The organism is Plantibacter sp. VKM Ac-2876, from assembly GCF_015350715.1.
In the GTDB taxonomy this organism is placed as follows: Bacteria; Actinomycetota; Actinomycetes; order Actinomycetales; family Microbacteriaceae; genus Plantibacter; species Plantibacter auratus.
Genome location: NZ_JADKSI010000002.1, coordinates 1,000,928 through 1,022,593 on the forward strand (window position 1 = coordinate 1,000,928; position 21,666 = coordinate 1,022,593).

Genomic DNA, 21,666 nt, shown 5'->3' on the forward strand with positions numbered 1-21,666 from the left:
CCGGGATGGTGGAACGCGTCAGTCGTTGCGGTATGCCGCGGTCTGCATGTTCGCCTCCGCTTCTGCGACGACGGGGTCTGGTGCGGTGGACCGGTCGCCGCCAGTGGTGGCGTGACCCCTGGTCTCGTCGACCCGCGTGTGGGTCGCCTGGACGCCGCGCGGCACGACGGCGCGCTGCAGCAGGGAGAAGACGCCTTCGAGGAGGAGGGCGAGCACGATGATGATGATCGAGCCGGCGAGCATCTGCGCGTAGTCCCGTACCGGGAGGCCGTCGAGGATGTAGCGACCGAGGCCGGGGCCGTTGGTGAGGAACGCGACGACGGTGGCGGTCGCGATCGTCTGCAGGACCGCCGAGCGGACGCCACCGATCATGAGCGGGAGGGCGAGCGGGATCTCCACCTTGCCGAGGATCTGCCACTCGTTCATCCCGACGGCACGCGCGGCGTCGATGGTCTGGCGGTCGATCGACTCGACACCGCCGTACGCACCGGCCAGGACGGGCGGGACGGCGAGCACGACGAGGGCCGTGATCGCCGGGACGAGACTCGTGCTGGAGAAACCCCACCCGAGCGTGATGAGCGCGAGGAGCGAGAGCAGACCGAGGGTCGGCAACGCCCGCAGCGCGCCGGTGATCGCGACCGCGATCTCCCGCCCCTTTCCGGTGTGCCCGATGAGGAGCCCCAGTGGGATCGCGATGACGCAGGCGATGAGGACGGTCAGGCTGGTCACGGCCAGGTGCTGGAGGACCCGCACAGGGATGCCGCCGGGGCCCTCCCAGTGCGCGGGGTCGAAGATCCAGGCGAAGGCGGCGAGGAAGTTGATCATGCGGCTCCTCCCCCGGCGGTCGCCAGCTCACGGGCTTCGGTGGCCGCACGACGACGACGGATCGCACCCTTCGAGCTGATCCGCGTCCACGGCATCAGGAGCCGTCCGAGGAGCACCAGCAGGACGTCGAACACGATCGCGATCACGACCGTCCCGACGATGCCGGTCAGGATCTCGATCGGGAACTGCCGGTTGTAGCCGTCGGTGAAGAGGTAGCCGAGGTTCGTCACGCCGATGAGGGCGCCGACGCTCAGCAGGCTGATGGTGCTCGCGGAGACCACCCGGATGCCGGCGAGCATGAGCGGACCGGCCAACGGGAACTCGACCCGCCAGAACCGCTGGCCGGTGGAGAACCCCACGGCCTGTGCCGACTGCCGGACCCCGGCGTCGACGGCGTCGAGCGCGTCGGCGACCGTGCGGACGAGCAGGGCCACGGCGTAGATGGTGAGCGCGATCACGACGTTCGCCGGATCGAGGATCTTCGTGCCGATGAGGGACGGCATGAGGACGAACAGCGGCAGGGACGGGATCGCGTAGAGGATGCCGCTCAGCGTGAGCAGCACGCCACGCGACCACCGGTACCGGTGTGCGAGCCAGCCGAGGGGCAGGGAGATGAGGAACCCCAGGATGATCGGGGGCAGGCTCAGCTGGACATGGGTGAGGGTGAGGTCCCAGATCATGTCCCAGTTCGCGATGACCCAGCTCATGTGGATGCGCCGTCCTTCCGGACGTCGAGGCCCGGGCGGTCGCCTGCGCGGGGCCCGGCTCCGAGGACACCGGCGGGGCGGCCCGACTCGTCGACGACGACGTCGCGTCCGTCGACGCGCTCGACGTGCAGGGTCCGCTGGCCGCGATCGGCGCCGATGAACTGGGCGACGAAGTCGTCGGCCGGGTTGGCGACGATCTCGGCCGGCGTGCCGACCTGGGCGATGTGGCCGCCCTTCTGCAGGATGACGACCTGGTCGCCGAGGAGGAAGGCCTCGTCGATGTCGTGGGTGACGAACACGATCGTCTTCGCGATGTCGCGCTGCAGTCGCAGCAGCTCCCGCTGGAGTTCGGCACGCACGAGCGGGTCGACGGCGCCGAACGGCTCGTCCATCAGCAGGATGTTCGGGTCGATCGCGAGGCCTCGTGCGACGCCGACGCGCTGCTGCTGGCCGCCGGAGAGTTGGCTCGGGTACCGGTCGGCGAGCGCACGGTCGAGTCCGACGGTGTCGAGGAGGGTGAGTGCGTCCGCCCGGGCCTGCTTCTTGTTGACCCCGGTGAGCATGGGCACCGTCGCCACGTTGTCAATCACGGTGCGGTGCGGGAGGAGACCGGAGTTCTGCATGACGTAGCCGATGCGGCGACGGAGACGGACGGGGTCGACGGCGGAGACGACCTCGTCGTCGATGACGATGCGTCCCTCGCTCGGATCGACCATGCGGTTGATCATCCGCAGGAGCGTGGTCTTGCCGCAGCCTGATGACCCCACGAAGACCGTGGTGGACCGCGACGGGATCTTGAGGGAGAAGTCGTCGACCGCGAGAGTGCCGTCGTCGAAGCGCTTGGAGACGTGTTCGAAGGAGATCATGCTGGACCGATGCCTCTTCTCTGCACGGCTGTTCGTGACAGGTCGTCTTCCAAGGGTCGTCGCCGCCGCGGTCGGTGGCTCGCTGAACGTCTCTCGGTCGGTGGTCCGAACCTACCGGAGGGCACTGACATCGCCCACCCCCTCGACACGTGTCGAAATACATGGCATGCGACGGCGTGGGCGCGTCCGCGCACGGCCACCGCCCGGCCGCCGTGGCTCAGGATCGGTCGACTCCCAGCGCGGCGAGCGCCGCCGTGACGAGCTGCTGACCGTGCAGCTCCTGCTCGATCGCCGACCGGAGGCCGGCGTGGGCGACGGAGAGCCCGACGGACCATTCGTCGTGCTCGCCAGGGCCGAGCGCGTCCGCCGCGACGACCGCCTCGACCGCCAGCACGTCCGCGAGGAGGGCGGTCGAGCGTTCCAGCAGTCGCAGCGAGGTCCCGGCGAAGGAGGCCGGGTCGTCCGAGTCCTCGTCCGGCACGCCGGCGGCGACGACCGGCGTCGCGAGCACGCGCAGCTCGGCGACGAGGTCCGTTGCCGACCGACCGAGCCGACCCGGTACGAGCCCGTGCCCGGTCCCCCGGTGGTCGGCACCGTCTCCGCCGATGCGTCCGAGCCGTCGCTCGGCGGCAGCGGCGGTGTGCGCGATGGCCGCGCGCAGCCCGTCGAAGGCGCGGGCGAGCCGGGCGCCATGCAGCAACCCGCCGGTCCGCAGGACACCCGACGCCTGATCGACGAGTGGATCCTCCGAGGCCGTTCCGAGCGTCGCTTCCACGAGCAGGACGGCCGCCGTGACCTCGTCGGCGAGGGCACCGTTGATCTGCGGGGTCGCGCGGAGCCGCAGTCCGTCCCGGTCCCGTCCGCCGCGCGCACCTTTCGGGTCGACCGGCGTCGCCAACAACTCGGAGATCCGCTCGCTGCTCGCCCGGGTACCCGCCGACGGGCTGCCGGCGAGGACCCTCGCGTCGAACGCCGGTCCTCGCCCGCCGAGCCCGGACCGCGCAGCGGCCCGCGACGAGAGCGCGCTCGTGGTGTCCGCCAGCCGACTGAGCGCGCCGAGCCGGTGGAGTGCGAGCGCACCGACGCCGAGAGAGTAGGCGTTGTGGTGGACGAACGCCAAGCCCTCGTGCACAGCGAGGTCGAGCGGCGCGAGCCCCACCCGCGACAGCGCGACCTGCGCCGGGAGCCGCTCGCCCGCGAGGACCGCCTCCCCCTGCCCGATCACGAGCGTCGCGACGGACGCCAGGTGGGTCTCGTCGCCGTCGCCGAGGGATCCGACGGACGGGATCACCGGGGTCACCCCACGGTTGAGGAGCTCCGCGACGAACACGGCCGTCTCGAGGCGGATCCCGGATGCCCCACGGGTCCAGCCGGCGAGCCGGGCGGCGACCACCGCCCGAGCACGGTCCACCGAGAGCGGCAGTCCGATGCCGCCACGGCGGTCATGGACGACGCGCTCCTCCAGAGCCGAGGCCTCGAGCGTCACGGTGCGCGGAGCCGCTCGTCCCCCGCCGGGACCCGGGGACCGTGGACCGAGGGACCGAGGACCCTGCGCACCGACTCCGACCGGCGTCGTCTGCCGGTCGACGATGGCCCTGCCGGCACCGATGCGGTCGAGCGCCGGGGTGTCGAGGACGACGATGGCGTGGTCACGGGACACGGCCACGAGGTCGTCGACCGAGATCGGACCGATGCCGAACACGACGGGCGCTCCCATCAGTGCACGCCCGTCGATCGGTCGGCGGCGTTCGTCTGGTCTGCGCTGCTGGACACGGGTCGCTCCATCCGCTCGTCGAGGGGCCGTGGACCGGCCGGGATGGACGTCAGCGTACGAGCGCCCGGCGGCCGGTGCACGGTGTGTGTCGACGTATGACGGCACACGGGAACGGCCGGTGTTCGGCGAGGTGTCCGTCGACCTCAGCGGTAGCGGCGTCCCTCGTCGCGGCGGTAGAGGGCGAGGACCACGACGGTCAGGACGAGCGTCCAGGCCAGGACGCCGACCCACGACCACCACGGCAACTCGCCACCCTGGACCGCCCAGACGACGAGCTCCCGGGTCTGGCGGCTCGGGAGGAACATCGACAGCCGGTCGAGCCACGGGGCGAAGAGGAACGGCGGGATGAACAGTCCGCCGGCGAAGGCCAGCGAGAACATGACCACCTGCACCACGGCGATCGCGGCCTTGCTGGGGAGGGCGTACCCGATCGCGGTGCCGATGAGCATGAACGGCAGGGCACCCACCAGGAGCGCCACGATGCCGCCGAGCAATCCCATCGGAGTCGTGGTGGCGGCGGTCAGGAGCGCTCCGAGCACCACGACCGGTATGACGGCCGCGAACCCGAGGAGGCCGACCGAGCAGAGGTGCGAGAGGACACGGGCGACACCCGTGACCGGGAGCGTGCGGAGGTACGGATCCCACGCCTGCTCCCTCGCCTGGGCGATGGTCAGGCCGAAGCCGAACAGGGAGTTGGCGAGCACCGCGAAGACGATGAGGGAGATGACGGCCTGGGTCGCGATGACGGGATCGCCGGCGACCTGTGCCTGCGGGACGACGAAGAACAGGAGCGAGAGCGCCGGGAACACGAGCGAGCCGATCAGCGCGATCGGGACGCGTACGGTCTCGAGCAGGGAGTACCGCGCGTGCAGGGCGGTGAGCTGGAGTGTGGTGGCCATCAGGCGGCGCTCCGTTCGGCGTCCGCCCGGGCATCCGCGGTGAGGGTCAGGAACGCCTCCTCGAGGGTCGCGCCGCGCACGGCGAGATCGGTGAACGGGACCTCGGACCGGACGAGATCGCGCACGAACGCGTCGGCGTCACGGACGTCCAGTTCGACGGCGTCACCGTCACGACTCGCCTGGACGACCGCGGCGAGCCGCTCCACCGCTCCGGGGTCTGTGGTCCGGAGCCGCACCCGGTGGATGCCGACGAGCCCGAGCACGTCGCGCAGTGGGGCATCGGTGACGACCCGTCCGCCGCCCAGCACCACGACGCGCTCGGCGAGCGCTTCGATCTCCTCGAGGTAGTGACTGGTGAGGACGATCGTCGCCCCGAGTTCGTGTTGCCGGCGGATCGCGTCCCAGAGGGTTCGGCGGGCGTCGACGTCGAGACCTGTCGTCGGCTCGTCGAGGAGCACGAGACGCGGTCTGCCGACGAACGCGAGTGCGACCGCGAGGCGGCGCTGCTGGCCGCCCGAGAGCGAGCCCGTCTGGCGTCGGAGGAGGTCGCCGAAACCGAACTGCTCCGCCAGGGCGGCCGTCGGCACGCGGTCCGCGAAGTGCCGTCCGACGAAGTCGACGACCTCTCCCACCCGGAGCGTGGGCGGCAGTGCCGTCTCCTGCGGTGTCGATCCGAGCCGCGTGCGGTTGACCGCTTGGGCGGGATCGCCGCCGAAGAGCGTCACCGTGCCGGTCGTCGGACGTCGGGTGCCCTGCAGCAGGGAGAGCACGGAGGACTTGCCGGCGCCGTTGGGCCCGAGGAGCCCGACGAGCGAGCCCGGCTCGATCCGGAGGTCGACGTCGTGCAGCGCGGTCACGTCGCCGTAACGTCGTGTCACGCCCTCGAGGGTGGCCAGTGGTGTGATCGTCATGATGTCCCCGTTCCCGACGCGCCGCCGAGCATCGCTCGAAGGCCGGTCATGTAGTCCTCGAACGCGCGGCGCCCGAGCGTGGTGAGTTCCAGGTAGGTGACCGGGGTGCGTCCCCGGTGGGTCTTCGTGACGAGGACGTAGGCTCCGTCCTCGAGTTTCCGCAGGTGTGTGGACAGGTTCCCGGCGGTCATGTCGAGCATCTCCTGCAGGCGGGGGAACGACATGCTGCTGTCCGCGTCGATCGCCGCGAGCGTCGACATGATGCGCAGGCGGGCTTGAGCGTGGATGAGGGGGTCGAGTTCGTCCATCGGTCACGCCGCCGATCGGTGGGCACGCCGACGGCGGGTCGCCTCGAGGAACGTCGCGTACACGAGGAACCCGCCTCCGCCGGCGATGGCCATGATGAGCGCGTTGCCCGGCGAGCCGAAGAACGGTGCGGCTATGCCGACCACGATGATCCAGATACCCATGCCGTACATGAGGCGGTCGCGCCAGACTGCTCCACCTGCGAGGTAGAGCAGTCCGACCACGAGGCTGTAGATGGCCGGGTAGAAGATGGCGGCGAGTGCGGGTGCCATCCCCGCAGCGAACAGAGCGCCTCCGAACACCGCCGCTGCCGTGCACCCGATCGCCCAGGCGATGCCGTACATGGTCCCCTGCACCTGCTGTGCTCCCTGGATCCCGCGCGACACGCGGGAGCCGATGATCGACGACGAGACGATGCCGCCGACCATCAGGATCCCGAAGAGCCATCCGGCGACCGTCGGCGGCGTGGTGAACCAGGGGTTCTCGTCGCTCGCGGACCAGAGCGCGAGGAATCCGACGGTCCACGCGACACCCCAGATGTACACGATCGCGATGGTGGGCCTCGTGAAGATGTCGTCGACACGGCTCGCCTGTCGCTCCTGCAGAGCGAGCATGGCGGCCGGGTCGAGCGCGTCCGAGCCGTCGGTGGGTTCCATCGGTGAAGTCATATGTACTTTGTAACGCAAACCACTCTGCGAAGCAACCCTGTTTGCGAGACAACGTGCGGACAAGCCCACTCCATACCGAGGCGCGCCTGCCCAACTGCCCCTCGACAAGCTCAAGGTCCGGGGAAGGGTCCGCCGCATCAAGAGGCCCGGAGCGGCAGCACGACCGGTCCAGCCCGATACGATGGAGGGCTGATGTCCGACCTCCGAATCTCCTACCCGCCCGAGCTGCCGGTCAGTGCCGCCCGCGCGGACATCGCGCGTGCCATCAGCGAGAACCAGGTCGTCATCGTCGCCGGGGCGACGGGTTCCGGCAAGACCACCCAGCTGCCGAAGATCTGCCTCGAGCTCGGTCGCGAATCCATCGGGCACACGCAGCCCCGACGACTGGCCGCGCGCACGATCGCCGAACGCATCTCGGAGGAACTCGGCCAAGAGCTCGGTGGCATCGTCGGCTACCAGGTCCGCTTCACCGATCAGGCGTCGAAGGCGACGAAGATCAAGCTGATGACCGACGGCATCCTGCTGAACGAGATCCACCGCGACCGGATGCTGCGCAAGTACGACACGATCATCATCGATGAGGCGCACGAGCGCAGCCTCAACATCGACTTCCTGCTCGGCTACCTCAAGCAGCTCCTCCCCCAGCGCCCCGACCTCAAGGTCATCATCACGTCCGCGACGATCGACCCGGAGAGCTTCTCGAAGCACTTCGACGGAGCGCCCATCGTCGAGGTCTCCGGCCGCACGTACCCGGTCGAGATCCGCTACCGGCCGCTCGTGGCCGACGAGCCCACGGACGACGATGAGGACGCCCCCGAGTCCGAGGCAGCCGACCGCGACTACCTCGAAGGCATCAACGCGGCCCTCGACGAGCTGGCGCGAGAGTCGATGGGCGACGTCCTCGTCTTCCTGTCCGGTGAGACGGAGATCCGCGACGCCGCCGACGCCATTCGCGGCCGCAACCTGCCCGGCACCGAGGTGCTGCCGCTCTACGGCCGGCTCTCCTCCGCCGACCAGCACCGCGTGTTCCAACCGTCGACCGTGGCAGGCCTCCGCCGGCGCATCATCCTCGCGACGAACGTGGCCGAAACGAGCCTCACGGTACCCGGCATCAAGTACGTGATCGACGCCGGAACCGCCCGCATCTCGCGCTACAGCGTGCGGTCCAAGGTGCAGCGGCTCCCCATCGAGGCGATCTCGCAGGCGTCGGCGAACCAGCGTTCGGGTCGGTCCGGCCGCACGAGCGACGGCATCGCCATCCGCCTCTACTCGGAGGACGACTTCGCGAAGCGCCCGGAGTTCACCGAACCGGAGATCCTCCGCACGAACCTCGCCGCGGTGATCCTCCAGATGATCTCCCTCGGCCTCGGCGACATCGCCGCCTTCCCCTTCCTCCAACCGCCGGACGCCCGCGGCATCAAGGACGGCGTCGACCTGCTGTCCGAACTCGGCGCGATCGAGACGCGCACCTTCGCCGACGGGTCACCTCGCGGCGGCGGTCCACGCCTCACGCGGGTGGGGCGCGACCTCAGCCGCCTGCCGATCGATCCGCGGTTCGCGCGCATGGTCGTGGAGTCGAAGCGGCACGGGGTGTCGCGGGAGGTGCTCGCGATCGTCGCGGCGCTCACCATCCAGGACCCACGCGAACGACCGCTCGAGCACCGGCAGAAGGCCGACGAACTGCACCGCCGGTTCGTCGACCCCACGAGCGACTTCCTCGCCCTCCTGAACCTCTGGAACTACCTCGAGGAGAAACAGGACGAGCTGTCGTCGAGCGCGTTCCGTCGGCTCTGCAAGAACGAGTTCCTCAACTACCTCCGCGTCCGCGAATGGCACGACGTCTACCGCCAGCTGCGCCAGCTCGCGAAGCCCCTCGGCCTGACGATCAACGAGCCGGCGGTGAACCCCGACGGCATCCACAAGTCGCTCCTCGCGGGGCTCCTCTCCCACATCGGACTGAAGGACCAGACCGTCGCTCCGGTCGTGAAGGGCTGGAACGCCCCACCGGCGACCAAGACCGCGAAGAAGGGCGACTACATCGGCGCCCGCCAGACGCGCTTCGTCCTCTTCCCCGGGTCCGCGCTCGCGAAGAAGCAGCCGAACGCCGTGATGAGTGCGGAACTCGTGGAGACGAGTCGGCTGTTCGCCCGGACCAACGCCTCGATCGACCCGGCGTGGGCTGAACAGATCGCCGGCGACCTCTGCAAGCGGTCGTACAGCGAGCCGCACTGGGAGAAGAACCAGGGTTCCGCCGTCGCCTTCGAGAAGGTGACGCTCTTCGGCGTGCCGATCGTGCCGCGCCGCCGGGTGCAGTTCGGTCGCATCGACCAGGAGCAGGCCCGCGAGCTGTTCCTGCGGCACGCGCTCGTCGACGGCGAGTGGACCCACGACATCGGTCGCGACAAGCTGTTCGACTTCCACCGCGCGAACCGACGACTGCGCAAGGAGCTGAGCGAGCTCGAGGAGCGGACGCGACGCCGCGACATCCTCTTCGACGACGAAGCCGTCTTCGACTTCTACGACGCCCGCGTCCCTGCCGAGATCTCGACGACGCGGGGCTTCGAGTCCTGGTGGCGCAAGTCGCGCGTCGAGCAGCCCGAGCTGCTCACGATGCGGCAGGAGGATCTCCTCCCCGAGGACGCTCCGGCGGTGGATGAGGACCGCTTCCCCGCCGAGTGGGTGCAGGCCGATCAGCGGTTGAAGCTCAGCTACCGTTTCGAGCCCGGAAGCGACGACGACGGCGTGACGGTCATCGTTCCCCTCGCCCTGCTCGACCGGCTCTCGCCCGCGGGTTTCGACTGGCAGGTCCCCGGTCTCCGTCGGGACCTCATCACAGCGATGATCAAAGCGCTCCCGAAGGCCCTGCGTCGGAACATCGTGCCTGCGGCCGACTGGGCGGCGAAGCTGCTCGCCGAGCTCCCCGCCGACGTCCCGGCGGTCGCCCCCGGCAGTCCCGCCGCCGAGGACTCGTTCGCCACCCGTCTCGCGAACGCGATCAAACGGCTCTCCTACATGGACATCTCGGCCTCGGACTTCGAGATGGAACGCGTCCCCGAGCACCTGCTCGTGACCTTCCGGGTCATCGACGAGCGCGGCCGGACGCTCGCCAGCGGCAAGGACCTCGTCGAGCTGCAGCAGCGCCTGAAGCAGCGCACCCGGGCGAGCGTCGCCAAGGTCGCGGCCGCCAGAGCGCCCAACGCCATCGAACGCTCCGGGTTCACCAGGTGGGACTTCGACGACCTCCCCCGCTTCATCGACATCCGCCAGGAGGACGGCGTGATCCGCGGCTACCCTGCGATCGTCGACGACGGTACGAGCGTGTCGATCCGGATCATGAGCACGGAGGCCGACCAGGCCCGCGCCATGCCCGCGGGGGTGCGCCGCCTCCTCCTGCTCGCGATCCCGTCCCCGACGGCCTACGTGCAGCAGCACCTCAAGGCCAACGAGAAGCTCGCGCTCGCGACGAGCCCCTACCGGTCGACGCCGGCGTTGTTCGAGGACTGCCTCGCCGCCTGCATCGACGATGTCCTGTTCCGCGTGGTGCCCGACGGACAGGTGTTCTCCCGACTGCAGTACGAGACGCTTCGCGACCGAGTGTCCGCCTCGGTCATGGACCGCATGTTCCAGACGGTCGCCATCGTCGCCCGCATCCTGCAGGCCGCGCGCGACACGGAGAAGGCCATGAAGGCGGCGACGAGCATGACGCTGCTCGCGGCCCTCACCGACATGCGGGGCCAGCTCGACGGACTGGTCTTCCCGGGCTTCGTCTCCCGGACGGGCTCAGCACGACTCGAGCATCTGCCGCGCTACCTCGCCGGCATCCGATACCGCGCCGAGCGACTGACGGACAACCCGAACCGCGACCGGGTGTGGATGACGGAGGCGCAGACGGCGTCGGCGCGGTTCGAGGCCGCCGGCGGCACGATCCCACTGCCCACCGAAGCTCCGGAGCACCTCGTGAAGGCCCGGTGGATGCTCGAGGAGCTCCGGATCAGCCTGTTCGCCCAGCAGCTGGGCACGGCCGAGTCGGTGTCGTTGCAGCGCCTGCAGAAGGTCCTCGCGGGCTAGCGATCCCCGGTCCCTGAGCCTGTCGAAGGGCGCATCTCGACAGGCTCGATGTCCGGAGTCGGCGAGTCAGGCCCCGGGTCCCGTCGCCACCGGACGCTCCGGGTGGTTCGCCCACTCGCTCCACGACCCCGGGTACAGCACCGGTTCGAAGCCGGCCAAGGTCAGTGCGACCGCGTTGTGCGCCGCGGTCACCCCGCTGCCGCAGTAGGTGGCGACCGTCGCGTCCGCAGGCACGCCCGCGGCGAGGAACTGCTCGCGGAGGGTCTCGGGCGACAGGAACCGGCCGTCGGCGCCGACGTTGGCGGTCGTCGGCGTGCTGAGCGCGCCGGGGATGTGACCGGCCCGAGGGTCGATCGGTTCGACGTCGCCCCGGTACCGTTCGCCGGCGCGCGCATCGAGCAGCACCCGTCCCTCCCCCGCCCACGTCGCTGCGGTGTCGATGTCGATGCTCGGCAGGACACCCGTCGTCAGCGTGACCGTCCCGGGTTCCGGGACGACCTCGCCGCGCTCCACGGGCAGTCCGGCGTCCGTCCACGCCCGGAACGCGCCGTCGAGGATACGGACGTCCGCGATGCCGGCGTTCCGGAGCACCCACCAGGCTCGTGCCGCCGACAGGCTCTTGAGGTCGTCGTAGACCACGACGACGTCGCCGTCGTCGACGCCCCACGATCGCGCGGACGCCTGGAGCGCCTCGCGATCGGGCAGGGGGTGACGGCCTCGGACGGCCGGTTCTCCGGTCGGCACGTGGTCGGCCAGCTCGTGGTCGAGGTCGACGTACACGGCGCCGGGCACGTGCCCCTCGAGGTAGGCGGGCCGTCCGTCCGGTGCGTCGAGTCGCCACCGCACGTCCAGGACGCGCACCGGCGTCTCGGAGGCGATCACAGCGGCGAGGTCGTCCGGGGCGATGAGGATGGGCATGCGTCCAGCGTACGCACGCGAGGTCGACGCGACCTGCGCCCGACCGGTCGGTCACCGTCACACCGGGTAACAGAGTTGCAGCTCCGGCCGGATGAGCGAAACGTAGCCTGTGCAGCGTCCACCGAATCGGCGTTGCAGCAGTCGTCCACAGCCGTTCGAAGGATCCCCCGTGAGCTCAGTCCACCCGGCAGCCGCCTCCGTGACCACCTTGCCGTCCCCCGTCGACGGTGGCGAGGTCGCCCCCGGTTTCGCCTCCCTGTCCCCCGACGACTTCAAGTCGGCGTTCCGTCAGCACCCGGCCGGCGTCTCGGTCATCACCGCGGACGACGGCAGCGGGCCGGTGGGACTCACCGCCACCTCGGTCTTCTCCGTCAGTGCGGAACCGCCGCTCCTCGTCTTCTCCGTGTCGTCGCTGTCCTCGAGCGCGCCGACCATCACCGCGTCCGACACCGTCGTGGTCCACCTTCTGGGTTCCGAGCAGCTGCACATCGCGAAGCTCTGCGCGACGAGTGGGATCGACCGTTTCGCCGACACCTCCATCTGGGACCGCCTGCCGACGGGCGAGCCGTACTTCACGGGCAACGGCGTCTGGATCCGCGGACGCATCGTCAACCGCATGGAGGCGGGCACCTCGACGGTCATCGCGGTGCACGCGCTGGAGTCGAGCGTCTCGCAGCCGCAAGCGGCCGAGGAGCCGGTCCGGGCCGAGCCTGCCGCCGAGGCGTCCGCTCCTGCCGCCCCGACATTCAGCCCCAGCTTCGACGGCGCACCGCTCGTCTACCACAACCGCACCTGGCACCGTCTCGACGCGAACTCGCAGATCGACGGCTGAGCGGCCTGCTGCTGGACATGTGTGCACTCGCAACCCGCCGTCGGTCCACCGATCTCCGGATAGCGTGGTGACATCACCATCGTCGAGAGGACCCTCATGGCTGGATCGAAAGCCCGCACCGCCGCACGTCTGCTGCTCGGAGGCGCACTCGTGTTCGCCGGCATCAGCCACCTGACCTTCGCTCGGAAGGATTTCCAGGCGCAGGTGCCGGAATGGGTCCCGATCGACGAGGACACCACCGTGCTCGCCTCGGGCGTCGTCGAGATCGCCCTGGGTGCGGCGCTCGCCTCAGGTGTCAAGCGGACGGCCGTCGGCAACCTCGCTGCGGCGTTCTTCACCGCGATCTTCCCGGGTAACCTCTCCCAGTGGCTCAACCGCCGCGACGCCTTCGGTCTCGACACCGACAGCCGCCGGTTCACCCGCCTCTTCTTCCAGCCCGTGCTCATCGCCTGGGCTCTCTGGTCCACCCGCCGCTGAGCACCCGCCGTCGCTGACTCGCCCGAATCTGCGCGTTTCCGCGTCGGATTCGAACATCCTCGGGCGAGTCAGCGGCGCACGGCGGATCGCCAGGTAGGGTCGAGGACACCAGAGCCACAGGGAGAACGATGCTGACGACCGAAGCGACCATGGACGAGCTGCTCGTCGCCGAATCCGTCGAGACGCCGAGCGCCGGACGCAACGGTGTCGTGAGTCTCGTCTCGCTCGTCGTCATCCTCACGATCGTGGTCACCGCGATCGCGGCGCTCTTCTTCCCCGTCGTCCAGGGCGCGACCGCGTTCTTCTACTTCTTCCTGGCCGGCTTCGGTGGCGGCCTCGGCGGCTGACGCCGCTACACGCTGAACGCCTGAGGGCCGGATGGAATCGTGGATTCCATCCGGCCCTCGTGCGTTCAGCGCAGTTGCGCGGTGACTAGAAGTCCCAGTCCTCGTCTTCCGTGACCACGGCCTTGCCGATCACGTAGGAGGAGCCCGAGCCCGAGAAGAAGTCGTGGTTCTCGTCAGCGTTCGGCGAGAGCGCCGAGAGGATCGCCGGGTTCACGTCCGTGACCGTCTTCGGGAACATGGCCTCGTAGCCGAGGTTCATGAGCGCCTTGTTGGCGTTGTAGTGCAGGAACTTCTTGACGTCCTCGGTCAGGCCGACCTCGTCGTAGAGGTCCTGCGTGTACTGCACCTCGTTGTCGTAGAGCTCGTAGAGCAGCGAGAACGTGTAGTCCTTGACGTCGTCGCGCTCCGCCTGCGTCAGCTTCTCGAGGCCCTTCTGGAACTTGTATCCGATGTAGTACCCGTGCACGGCCTCATCGCGGATGATCAGGCGGATCATGTCGGCGGTGTTGGTGAGCTTCGCGCGGCTCGACCAGTGCATCGGGAGGTAGAAGCCCGAGTAGAAGAGGAACGACTCGAGGAGGGTCGAGGCGGCCTTCCGCTTCAGCGGGTCGTCACCGTGGTAGCGGTCGAGGACGATGGACGCCTTCTTCTGCAGGTTCGGGTTCTCGACCGACCAGCGGAACGCCTCGTCGATCTCCTTCGTGCTGCTGAGCGTGGAGAAGATCGAGGAGTAGCTCTTCGCGTGCACCGACTCCATGAACGCGATGTTCGTGTAGACGGCCTCCTCGTGCGGGGTGATCGCATCGGGGATGAGGGCGACGGCGCCGACGGTGCCCTGGATCGTGTCGAGGAGCGTGAGGCCCGTGAACACGCGCATGGTGAGCTGCTGCTCCTGCGGCGTCAGGGTGTTCCACGACTGGACGTCGTTCGACAGCGGGATCTTCTCGGGCAGCCAGAAGTTGTTGACGAGGCGGTTCCAGACCTCGACGTCCTTCTCGTCCTCGATCTTGTTCCAGTTGATCGCCTGGACGCGGTCGACCAGCTTGAGCTTCTCTGACATGAATTGGTGTCCTCTATCGGGAAGTGGGGTTGGCCCTTCGACAGGCTCAGGGACCGGTGATGCTGATGGCCCTCGACGGACCGGTGATACGAATGAGCCTCCGACAGGCTCAGGGACCGGAATACCGGTCACTGAGCCTGTCGAAGTGCGGATGACGAAGCGCGAAGCTCCTTAGAGCATGCAGCTGACGCAGCCGTCGACTTCCGTGCCCTCGAGCGCGAGCTGGCGGAGTCGGATGTAGTAGATGGTCTTGATGCCCTTCTTCCACGCGTAGATCTGCGCCTTGTTGATGTCGCGCGTGGTGGCGGTGTCCTTGAAGAACAGCGTCAGCGACAGCCCCTGGTCGACGTGCTGCGTCGCCGCGGCGTACGTGTCGATGATCTTCTCGGCACCGATCTCGTAGGCGTCCTCGTAGTACTCCAGGTTGTCGTTCGTCATGAACGGAGCCGGGTAGTACACGCGACCGAGCTTGCCTTCCTTGCGGATCTCGATCTTCGACGCGATCGGGTGGATCGACGACGTGGAGTTGTTGATGTAGGAGATCGAACCGGTCGGCGGGACGGCCTGGAGGTTCTGGTTGTAGATGCCGTACTCCTGGATGGACGCCTTGAGGGCCGTCCAGTCCGCCTGCGTCGGGATCTGCACGCCGGCCTGCTCGAAGAGCTCGCGGCCACGAGCCGTCTCAGGCTCCCAGACCTGGTCGATGTACTTGTCGAAGAACTCACCCGACGCGTACTGCGAGTCGGCGAAACCGTCGAAGGTCTCCCCGCGCTCCTTGGCGATGAGGTTCGAGGCGCGCAGCGCGTGGAACACCACCGTGTAGAAGTAGATGTTCGTGAAGTCGATGCCCTCGGGGCTGCCGTAGTGCACGCGCTCGCGGGCGAGGTAGCCGTGGAGGTTCATCTGGCCGAGGCCGATGGCGTGCGACTTGTCGTTGCCGTCCTCGATCGAACGCACCGAGGAGATGTGGCTCTGGTCGGACACGGAGGTGAGGCCGCGGATGGCGGTCTCGACCGTGCGACCGAAGTCGGGCGAGTCCATCGTGAGCGCGATGTTCAGCGAGCCGAGGTTGCAGGAGATGTCCTTGCCGATCTCCTTGTACGAGAGGTCCTCGTTGTAGGTGGTCGGCGTGTTGACCTGGAGGATCTCCGAGCAGAGGTTCGACATGTTGATGCGGCCCTTGATCGGGTTCGCCTTGTTCACCGTGTCTTCGAACACGATGTACGGGTAGCCGGACTCGAACTGGATCTCCGCGATGGTCTGGAAGAACTCGCGGGCGTTGATCTTCGTCTTCTTGATGCGGGAGTCGTCGACCATCTCGTGGTACTTCTCGCTCACCGAGATGTCGCCGAAGGGCACACCGTAGACGCGCTCGACGTCGTACGGGGAGAACAGGTACATGTCCTCGCCCTTCTTCGCCAGGTCGAAGGTGATGTCGGGGACGACGACGCCGAGGGACAGCGTCTTGATCCGGATCTTCTCGTCGGCGTTCTCACGCTTGGTGTCGAGGAAGCGCAGGATGTCGGGGTGGTGTGCGTTGAGGTACACCGCACCGGCGCCCTGACGTGCGCCGAGCTGGTTCGCGTAGCTGAAGGAGTCCTCGAGGAGCTTCATCACGGGGATGATGCCGCTCGACTGGTTCTCGATCTGCTTGATCGGCGCACCGGACTCACGGATGTTCGACAGCGAGAGCGCCACGCCACCGCCACGCTTCGAGAGCTGGAGCGCGGAGTTGATGCCACGGGCGATCGACTCCATGTTGTCCTCGATGCGGAGGAGGAAGCAGGAGACGAGCTCGCCTCGCTGGGCCTTGCCCGAGTTGAGGAAGGTGGGCGTCGCCGGCTGGAACCGACCCGCGATGATCTCCTCGACGAGCGCGACCGCGAGCTGCTGGTCGCCGTCGGCGAGACCGAGGGCGGTCATGACGACGCGGTCCTCGAAGCGCTCGAGGTAGCGCTTGCCGTCGAAGGTCTTCAGCGTGTACGAGGTGTAGTACTTGAACGCGCCGAGGAAGGTCTGGAAGCGGAACTTCTTCGAGTAGGCCAGGTCGTTGAGCTCCTGGATGAAGTCGAACGAGTACTTGTCGAGCACAGCCTGCTCGTAGTACTCCTTCTCGACGAGGTAGTCGAGCCGTTCCTTCAGCGAGTGGAAGAAGACGGTGTTCTGGTTGACGTGCTGGAGGAAGTACTCCCGCGCGGCCTCACGGTCCTTGTCGAACTGGATCTCGCCGTTCGGGCCGTAGAGGTTGAGCATCGCGTTGAGCGAGTGGTAGTCCATCTGGCTCGTCGACGGTGCGTCGATCACTGAAACTGGCGCTGCTGCCAAAATGATTCCAATCCATTGTGGACGGTGGTGACATCGTCCTGGGTTCCGAAGAGTTCGAAGCGGTACAGGTGCGGGACCTTGCATTTGCTGGCGATCACGTCGCCGGCGAGCCCGTAGGCCTCGCCGAAGTTCGTGTTGCCGGCGGCGATGACCCCGCGGATCAGGGAGCGGTTGGCCTCCACGTTGAGGAACCGGATCACCTGTTTGGGCACCGCTCCGTCGCCGTTGCCCCCGCCGTAGGTGGGGGTCACGAGGACGTAGGGTGCCGTGGCGTGCACGGCTTCGTCTTTCGCATACAGCGGGATCTGCAACGAGGGCAGGTCGAGCTTCTGCATGAAGCGATGCGTGTTGCCGGAAATGCTGGAGAAGTAGATCAGCCGTGGTTGCACGGGTGGCCTCCTCGTCGACGTCCGGACGGTCGGATGGTGCGGTGCTGCTGGAGCCGGCTCATGATGACGCCTGCGACCGTGGGCTCAAGCCAGACGTGCGGCGAGCTCTTCGATCTTGTCGGGACGGAAGCCCGACCAGTGGTCTTCCTCGGTGATGACGACCGGTGCCTGCAGGTAGCCGAGGGCCTTGACCTGCTCGAGTGCGTTCTCGTCGACCGAGAGGTCGAGGATGTTGTACTCGATGCCCTTGTTGTCGAGTGCGCGGTACGTCGCGGTGCACTGCACGCAACTGGGCTTCGTGTAGACCGTGATTGCCATAGCTCTTCGTGCCTTCCCCTCAAAATCTGGTGATTCCCGCGGCGTCCTGCGCCGGGGTTCCAATACTACATATAGTTGGCGACCTTCAGGCCAACCCCAAGGGCTAGTAGTTACAGCCCTGTAGTTTTCCACCGGGTTCTCCACCGTTTCGGGCGAGTTATCCACCGGTTCTCCACTGGGTACAACGCCCGTGGGCGACGCGAAAATCCCGGATTGACGGCCTTTTCTCCCCCGTCTGAGGGATATCTATCCACAGGTCGGATTCTCCTCCGCACCTCCGACATCCGTTGTCGGTTTGGGCGTGTCGCGGGCGTGTCGCGCGTGTCGGAACCGGTCCCTAGACTGGTGTCCTTGTGAGCAGCTACCGTGACCTTCTTCGTACCCCCGGCGTCGCCCGGATCATCGCGGCGCAGCTCACCGCACGCTTCCCGTTCGGGATGCTCTCGTTGGCCTTCCTGCTCCACATCGAGCAGGTCACCGGGTCCTACGGGGCCGCCGGGCTCGTCCTCGCCGCGACGAGCATCGGGCAGGCGATCGCCGGCCCCCTCACGAGCCGGTGGATGGGCGTCTGGGGCATCCGCAAGGTGCTCCTCCTCACCCTCGCGGTCTGTGCCGTCTCCGTCACGACCATCGCCCTCGTCACCATGACCGTCCCCGCGTACATGGCGGTCGGATTCGTCGCCGGGCTGAGCACGCCGCCCGTCCAGCCCGCGGTCCGCACCATCTACCCGAAGCTCGTCACCTCTCAGCAGCTCACCCCGCTGTTCTCCCTCGACGCCTCGGCCCAGGAGATCATCTGGGTGCTCGGGCCCGTCGTGACCACCTTCGTGTCCACCCAGGTCGGCACGGTCTGGGGCATCGCCCTGGCGGCGGTGATCATGGTCGTCGGCTGCCTGTGGTTCATCTCCTCACCGGAGGTCGGGCGCGTCCGCATCCCGAGGAGCCGTCGCAAGCTCGGGCAGGTGCTCAAGCGCCCGCCGGTCCTCCTCGCCACCGTCGTCGGCTTCCTCCTCATCGGCGCCTGTTCGGCCGTCGAGGCGGGCGTCGTCGCGACCTTCGGGCACGACGGCCTCGAAGCCGGTATCGTCCTTGCGATCTTCTCGGTCGGCTCGCTGGCCGGCGGCCTCGCCCTCGGACACACCCCGATCGGTCCCTACGCGCTGGCGCGCCGCATCTTCATCGTCTTCGCCGGACTCGCCGTCGCGAGCCTCTTCCTCAACGCCTGGTGGCTGTCGGTCACCCTCTTCGTCGCCGGCATCGGCATCGCGCCGGCCCTCGCCGTGCTCTTCGCCATCGTCTCGGCGAGCGTGAAGTTCAGCGACACGGCCGAGGCCTACGGCTGGGTCGGCACCGGCCAGCTCATCGGTGCTGCCATGGGCTCGGCGGCGGCCGGCTTCCTCATCGACGGTTCCGGAGCGGTCGGTGCGTTCTGGGTCGCCGGCGTGTTCGCCCTCTTCGGCTTCGTGATCCCGTGGATCGGTCACCGGTGGCACCCCGACCTCCGCGGCCGCGATGCGAGCCCGATCCCCGACACCGAGCCGATCAACACCCACCCGTCCTGAGCCGCCCCGCTTCAGTCGGCGGCGCGCAGCGGCGCGAGGGCCCCGTCGAGTGCGGCCAGTTCGCCCAGCAGCATCGGCAACATGGTCGTCTGGCGGTCGTTGGGTGTGAACACGCCGTCGGCGATCTGCCGTGAGACGTACGGGATCTCCACGTTCGCACCGGTACTGACGAGACCGAGTGCCTGCAGGACAGGTCGAAGCGCGACGACGCCGCGGGTTCCGCCCGACAGCCCGCCGTAGCTGACGATCCCGACCGGCTTCCTCGCCCACTCGTGCATGAGGTAGTCGAGCGCGTTCTTGAGGGCGGGTGCGTAGCTGTAGTTGTACTCGGGCGTCACGAACACGAAGGCGTCCGTCCGGTCGACCCGCTCGCTCCAGGCGATCGTGTGCGGGTGGACGTAGGCGCGCTTCCGCGGGTGCGCGGGTTCGTCCATGAACGGCAACGCCAGCTCGCGGAGATCGACCGCGTCGACGGTGAACCGCTCGTCCGTCTCTGCCACGCCGGCGACCCAGTCGGCGACGGCACCGCCCACCCGCTCGGGACGGACGCTCCCGGTGACGATCATGAGTTGCGGCATGGGCTCCCTTTCGACGATGACGGTGGCCCTGTCGAGGATACTGGTGCCATGGCAGACAGCACCCCGACCGTCCTCCTCAACGACGGGCACACGATCCCCCAGCTCGGCTTCGGCGTCTACAAGGTTCCGGACCTCGCCAGCACCGAGATCGTGCGGACGGCGCTGGAGGTCGGGTACCGCCACATCGACACCGCCTCGCTGTACGGCAACGAGCGCGGCACCGGCGTCGCGATCCGCGAGTCGGGCATCCCCCGCGACGAGCTCTTCGTCACGACGAAGGTCTGGAACACCGATCAGGGGTACGAGGAGACGCTGCGCGCGCTCGACACGAGCCTGGACCTCCTCGGCCTCGACCACGTCGACCTGTACCTCATCCACTGGCCGGCCCCGGGGCAGGACCGCTACCGCGAGACCTGGCGCGCGCTCGAGCGGTTGCGGGCCGAGGGACGTACGCGTTCCATCGGCGTCTCCAACTTCCACCGCAGCCATCTCGAACGACTCCTGGAGTCGGCGGAGGTCACCCCGGCCGTCAACCAGATCGAACTCCACCCGTTCCTCCCCCAGCGGGAGTTGCGCGCCGTCAACGCGGCACACGGCATCGCGACGGAGGCCTGGTCGCCACTCGCCCGCGGCCGCTTCTTCACGCCCGACGCGGACGGATCCGACGTCACCTCCGATCTCGGGGCCATCGCCCGGAAGCACGGGCGTACGGTCGCGCAGGTGGTGCTGCGCTGGCACCTGCAGCTCGGCAACATCGTCATCCCCAAGTCGGCCACACCGGCGCGGATCGCCGAGAACTTCGCGGTGTTCGACTTCACCCTCGACGCAGACGACCTGGCCGCCGTCTCGGCGCTCGAGAACGGCGAGCGCACCGGCACCGACCCGGACCGGCTCGACTGACGCGAGACCGTAGGCTGAACGCATGACCGAGCCCGTCGTCGACACCGCTTCCAGCCTCGCCGCCCGCACGATCACGCCTGTGGAGCTCCCGCGTCACCGCTGGGGTCGCCACGACGCGCAGGCTCGGGCGCTCGTGGTCCACGGACTCGGCAGCAACGGTCCGAGCACCTGGCGCATCTGCGCAGCCCTGGCCGATCGCGGTTGGCTCGTGGAGGCGGTCGACCTCCGCGGCCACGGCGTCGCCCCTCGTGCGCTGGACTACCGGGTCGAGGCCTACGCCGCCGATCTGCTGGCCACCAGGCCGACCCCCGTGCCCGGCGTCGGGCACGCCGCGTGGGACCTCGTCGTCGGACACTCGCTCGGAGGCGCCGCCACCGCGGTCGCCGCCGCAGCCGATCCGCGATGGGCGGCGGCGATCGTGCTGCTCGACCCGGCCATCGCGCTCGACGACCACGACGCCGAGATCATCCGGGCCAGCCAGGAGGCCGCCTTCGCGGACAACACGATCGCATCCGTCCGCGCGAAGAACCCCGAGTGGCACCCGCTCGACGTGGAGATCAAGGTCCAGGCGGTGTCCGAGGCGAGCCGGTGGGCGATCGAGCAGACGAGCGAGCAGAACCATCCGTGGGACGTCCGCCCCGCTGCGGCCGCTCTGCGCAACCCGACCTTCGTGATCGCCTCCGACCCGGAGGTGTACAGCCTCTTCCGCGGCGCGCTCGCCGCCGAGGTCCTCGCCAACCGCCAGGTCAGCCTGACGATCGTCCAGGGCGCCGGTCACAACGTGCACCGGGACCGCCCGGCGGAGACCACGAAGGCCATCGGCGATTGGGCCGAGCTGCAACTCGAGCAGCGGTCGCGTCGCGAGACCTGATCCCGACCCGCTTCCCAGTGTCCCTGCACCTCCGCGGTGCAGCGGCTCCCTCGGGTGATGCGCGT

The 21,666-nt window shown here is 68.5% G+C and carries 21 protein-coding genes; 7 read left to right on the forward strand and 14 right to left on the reverse strand.

The genetic code is table 11. The annotated features are described in order from the left end of the window. Nucleotides 1–18 precede the first annotated feature (18 nt). From ITJ62_RS11105 to ITJ62_RS11140, 8 genes are all read right to left on the reverse strand, one after another. The gene (locus ITJ62_RS11105) at nt 19–825 is read right to left on the reverse strand and encodes an ABC transporter permease (RefSeq protein WP_194601957.1); all 807 of its coding nucleotides are present in this window, start codon (nt 823–825) and stop codon (nt 19–21) included. Next, a complete protein-coding gene (locus ITJ62_RS11110) occupies nt 822–1,532 on the reverse strand; it encodes an ABC transporter permease (RefSeq protein WP_079705429.1) in 711 nt (236 codons plus the stop codon). The genes ITJ62_RS11105 and ITJ62_RS11110 overlap by 4 nt, the downstream gene beginning before the upstream one ends. Next, complete coding sequence (locus ITJ62_RS11115) at nt 1,529–2,398, reverse strand: ABC transporter ATP-binding protein (RefSeq protein ID WP_194601960.1); 870 nt, start codon at nt 2,396–2,398, stop codon at nt 1,529–1,531. The genes ITJ62_RS11110 and ITJ62_RS11115 overlap by 4 nt, the downstream gene beginning before the upstream one ends. Before the next feature lie 217 nt (nt 2,399–2,615). Next, a complete protein-coding gene (locus ITJ62_RS11120) occupies nt 2,616–4,115 on the reverse strand; it encodes an aromatic amino acid lyase (protein ID WP_194601963.1) in 1,500 nt (499 codons plus the stop codon). Between the two features lie 200 nt (nt 4,116–4,315). Further along, the gene (locus tag ITJ62_RS11125) at nt 4,316–5,071 is read right to left on the reverse strand and encodes an ABC transporter permease (protein ID WP_194601966.1); all 756 of its coding nucleotides are present in this window, start codon (nt 5,069–5,071) and stop codon (nt 4,316–4,318) included. Beyond that, complete coding sequence (locus ITJ62_RS11130) at nt 5,071–5,982, reverse strand: ABC transporter ATP-binding protein (RefSeq protein WP_194601969.1); 912 nt, start codon at nt 5,980–5,982, stop codon at nt 5,071–5,073. The genes ITJ62_RS11125 and ITJ62_RS11130 overlap by 1 nt, the downstream gene beginning before the upstream one ends. Further along, nucleotides 5,979–6,290 (reverse strand): transcriptional regulator, encoded by a 312-nt coding sequence (locus ITJ62_RS11135; RefSeq protein ID WP_064296516.1) that lies wholly within the window; start codon nt 6,288–6,290, stop codon nt 5,979–5,981. The genes ITJ62_RS11130 and ITJ62_RS11135 overlap by 4 nt, the downstream gene beginning before the upstream one ends. Nucleotides 6,291–6,293: 3 nt before the next feature. Then, nucleotides 6,294–6,956: a hypothetical protein gene (locus tag ITJ62_RS11140; RefSeq protein ID WP_194601972.1), complete on the reverse strand. Its 663-nt coding sequence runs from the start codon at nt 6,954–6,956 to the stop codon at nt 6,294–6,296. A gap of 192 nt (nt 6,957–7,148) precedes the next feature. Between ITJ62_RS11140 and hrpA the strand changes: the two genes are divergently transcribed. Further along, the gene (gene hrpA / locus ITJ62_RS11145) at nt 7,149–11,024 is read left to right on the forward strand and encodes an ATP-dependent RNA helicase HrpA (protein ID WP_194601975.1); all 3,876 of its coding nucleotides are present in this window, start codon (nt 7,149–7,151) and stop codon (nt 11,022–11,024) included. A 66-nt stretch (nt 11,025–11,090) separates the two neighbouring features. Here hrpA and ITJ62_RS11150 read toward each other — a convergent pair whose 3' ends face one another. Continuing rightward, the gene (locus tag ITJ62_RS11150; protein ID WP_194601979.1) at nt 11,091–11,942 is read right to left on the reverse strand and encodes a sulfurtransferase; all 852 of its coding nucleotides are present in this window, start codon (nt 11,940–11,942) and stop codon (nt 11,091–11,093) included. A 208-nt stretch (nt 11,943–12,150) separates the two neighbouring features. Between ITJ62_RS11150 and ITJ62_RS11155 the strand changes: the two genes are divergently transcribed. The 3 genes from ITJ62_RS11155 (at nt 12,151) to ITJ62_RS11165 (ending at nt 13,598) form a co-directional block, all read left to right on the forward strand. Continuing rightward, complete coding sequence (locus ITJ62_RS11155) at nt 12,151–12,774, forward strand: flavin reductase family protein (protein ID WP_228498404.1); 624 nt, start codon at nt 12,151–12,153, stop codon at nt 12,772–12,774. A 96-nt stretch (nt 12,775–12,870) separates the two neighbouring features. After that, nucleotides 12,871–13,251 (forward strand): DoxX family membrane protein, encoded by a 381-nt coding sequence (locus ITJ62_RS11160; protein ID WP_079705419.1) that lies wholly within the window; start codon nt 12,871–12,873, stop codon nt 13,249–13,251. A 128-nt stretch (nt 13,252–13,379) separates the two neighbouring features. Next, on the forward strand, nt 13,380–13,598 hold the full coding sequence (locus ITJ62_RS11165) for a hypothetical protein (RefSeq protein ID WP_194601982.1): 219 nt from the start codon (nt 13,380–13,382) through the stop codon (nt 13,596–13,598). Nucleotides 13,599–13,683: 85 nt separating this feature from the next. On the opposite strand, the gene nrdF is transcribed toward ITJ62_RS11165, so the two are convergent. The 4 genes from nrdF to nrdH form a co-directional block, all read right to left on the reverse strand. Beyond that, on the reverse strand, nt 13,684–14,658 hold the full coding sequence (gene nrdF / locus ITJ62_RS11170) for a class 1b ribonucleoside-diphosphate reductase subunit beta (protein WP_056007612.1): 975 nt from the start codon (nt 14,656–14,658) through the stop codon (nt 13,684–13,686). Between the two features lie 171 nt (nt 14,659–14,829). Next, nucleotides 14,830–16,935, reverse strand: a complete 2,106-nt coding sequence (nrdE, locus tag ITJ62_RS11175; RefSeq protein WP_079706251.1) for a class 1b ribonucleoside-diphosphate reductase subunit alpha — start codon at nt 16,933–16,935, stop codon at nt 14,830–14,832. A 23-nt stretch (nt 16,936–16,958) separates the two neighbouring features. After that, nucleotides 16,959–17,372 carry a class Ib ribonucleoside-diphosphate reductase assembly flavoprotein NrdI gene (gene nrdI / locus ITJ62_RS11180; RefSeq protein ID WP_064296523.1) on the reverse strand — a complete coding sequence of 138 codons (414 nt, stop codon included), beginning with the start codon at nt 17,370–17,372 and terminating at the stop codon, nt 16,959–16,961. Nucleotides 17,373–17,456: 84 nt separating this feature from the next. After that, entirely contained in the window at nt 17,457–17,690 is a 234-nt protein-coding gene (gene nrdH / locus ITJ62_RS11185) for a glutaredoxin-like protein NrdH (protein ID WP_056007615.1), read from the reverse strand. Between the two features lie 353 nt (nt 17,691–18,043). On the opposite strand from nrdH, the gene ITJ62_RS11190 reads away from it, so the two are divergent. Continuing rightward, a complete protein-coding gene (locus tag ITJ62_RS11190) occupies nt 18,044–19,252 on the forward strand; it encodes an MFS transporter (RefSeq protein WP_086474343.1) in 1,209 nt (402 codons plus the stop codon). 11 nt (nt 19,253–19,263) lie between these two features. On the opposite strand, the gene ITJ62_RS11195 is transcribed toward ITJ62_RS11190, so the two are convergent. Further along, entirely contained in the window at nt 19,264–19,830 is a 567-nt protein-coding gene (locus ITJ62_RS11195; RefSeq protein WP_194601986.1) for an NADPH-dependent FMN reductase, read from the reverse strand. 48 nt (nt 19,831–19,878) lie between these two features. Here ITJ62_RS11195 and ITJ62_RS11200 point away from each other — a divergent pair, with 48 nt between their 5' ends. Together ITJ62_RS11200 and ITJ62_RS11205 are read left to right on the forward strand one after the other, a co-directional pair. After that, nucleotides 19,879–20,730, forward strand: coding sequence for an aldo/keto reductase (locus ITJ62_RS11200; protein WP_194601988.1), 852 nt, complete (start codon nt 19,879–19,881; stop codon nt 20,728–20,730). A gap of 22 nt (nt 20,731–20,752) precedes the next feature. Then, nucleotides 20,753–21,601: an alpha/beta fold hydrolase gene (locus tag ITJ62_RS11205; protein WP_194601991.1), complete on the forward strand. Its 849-nt coding sequence runs from the start codon at nt 20,753–20,755 to the stop codon at nt 21,599–21,601. Nucleotides 21,602–21,666 lie beyond the last annotated feature (65 nt).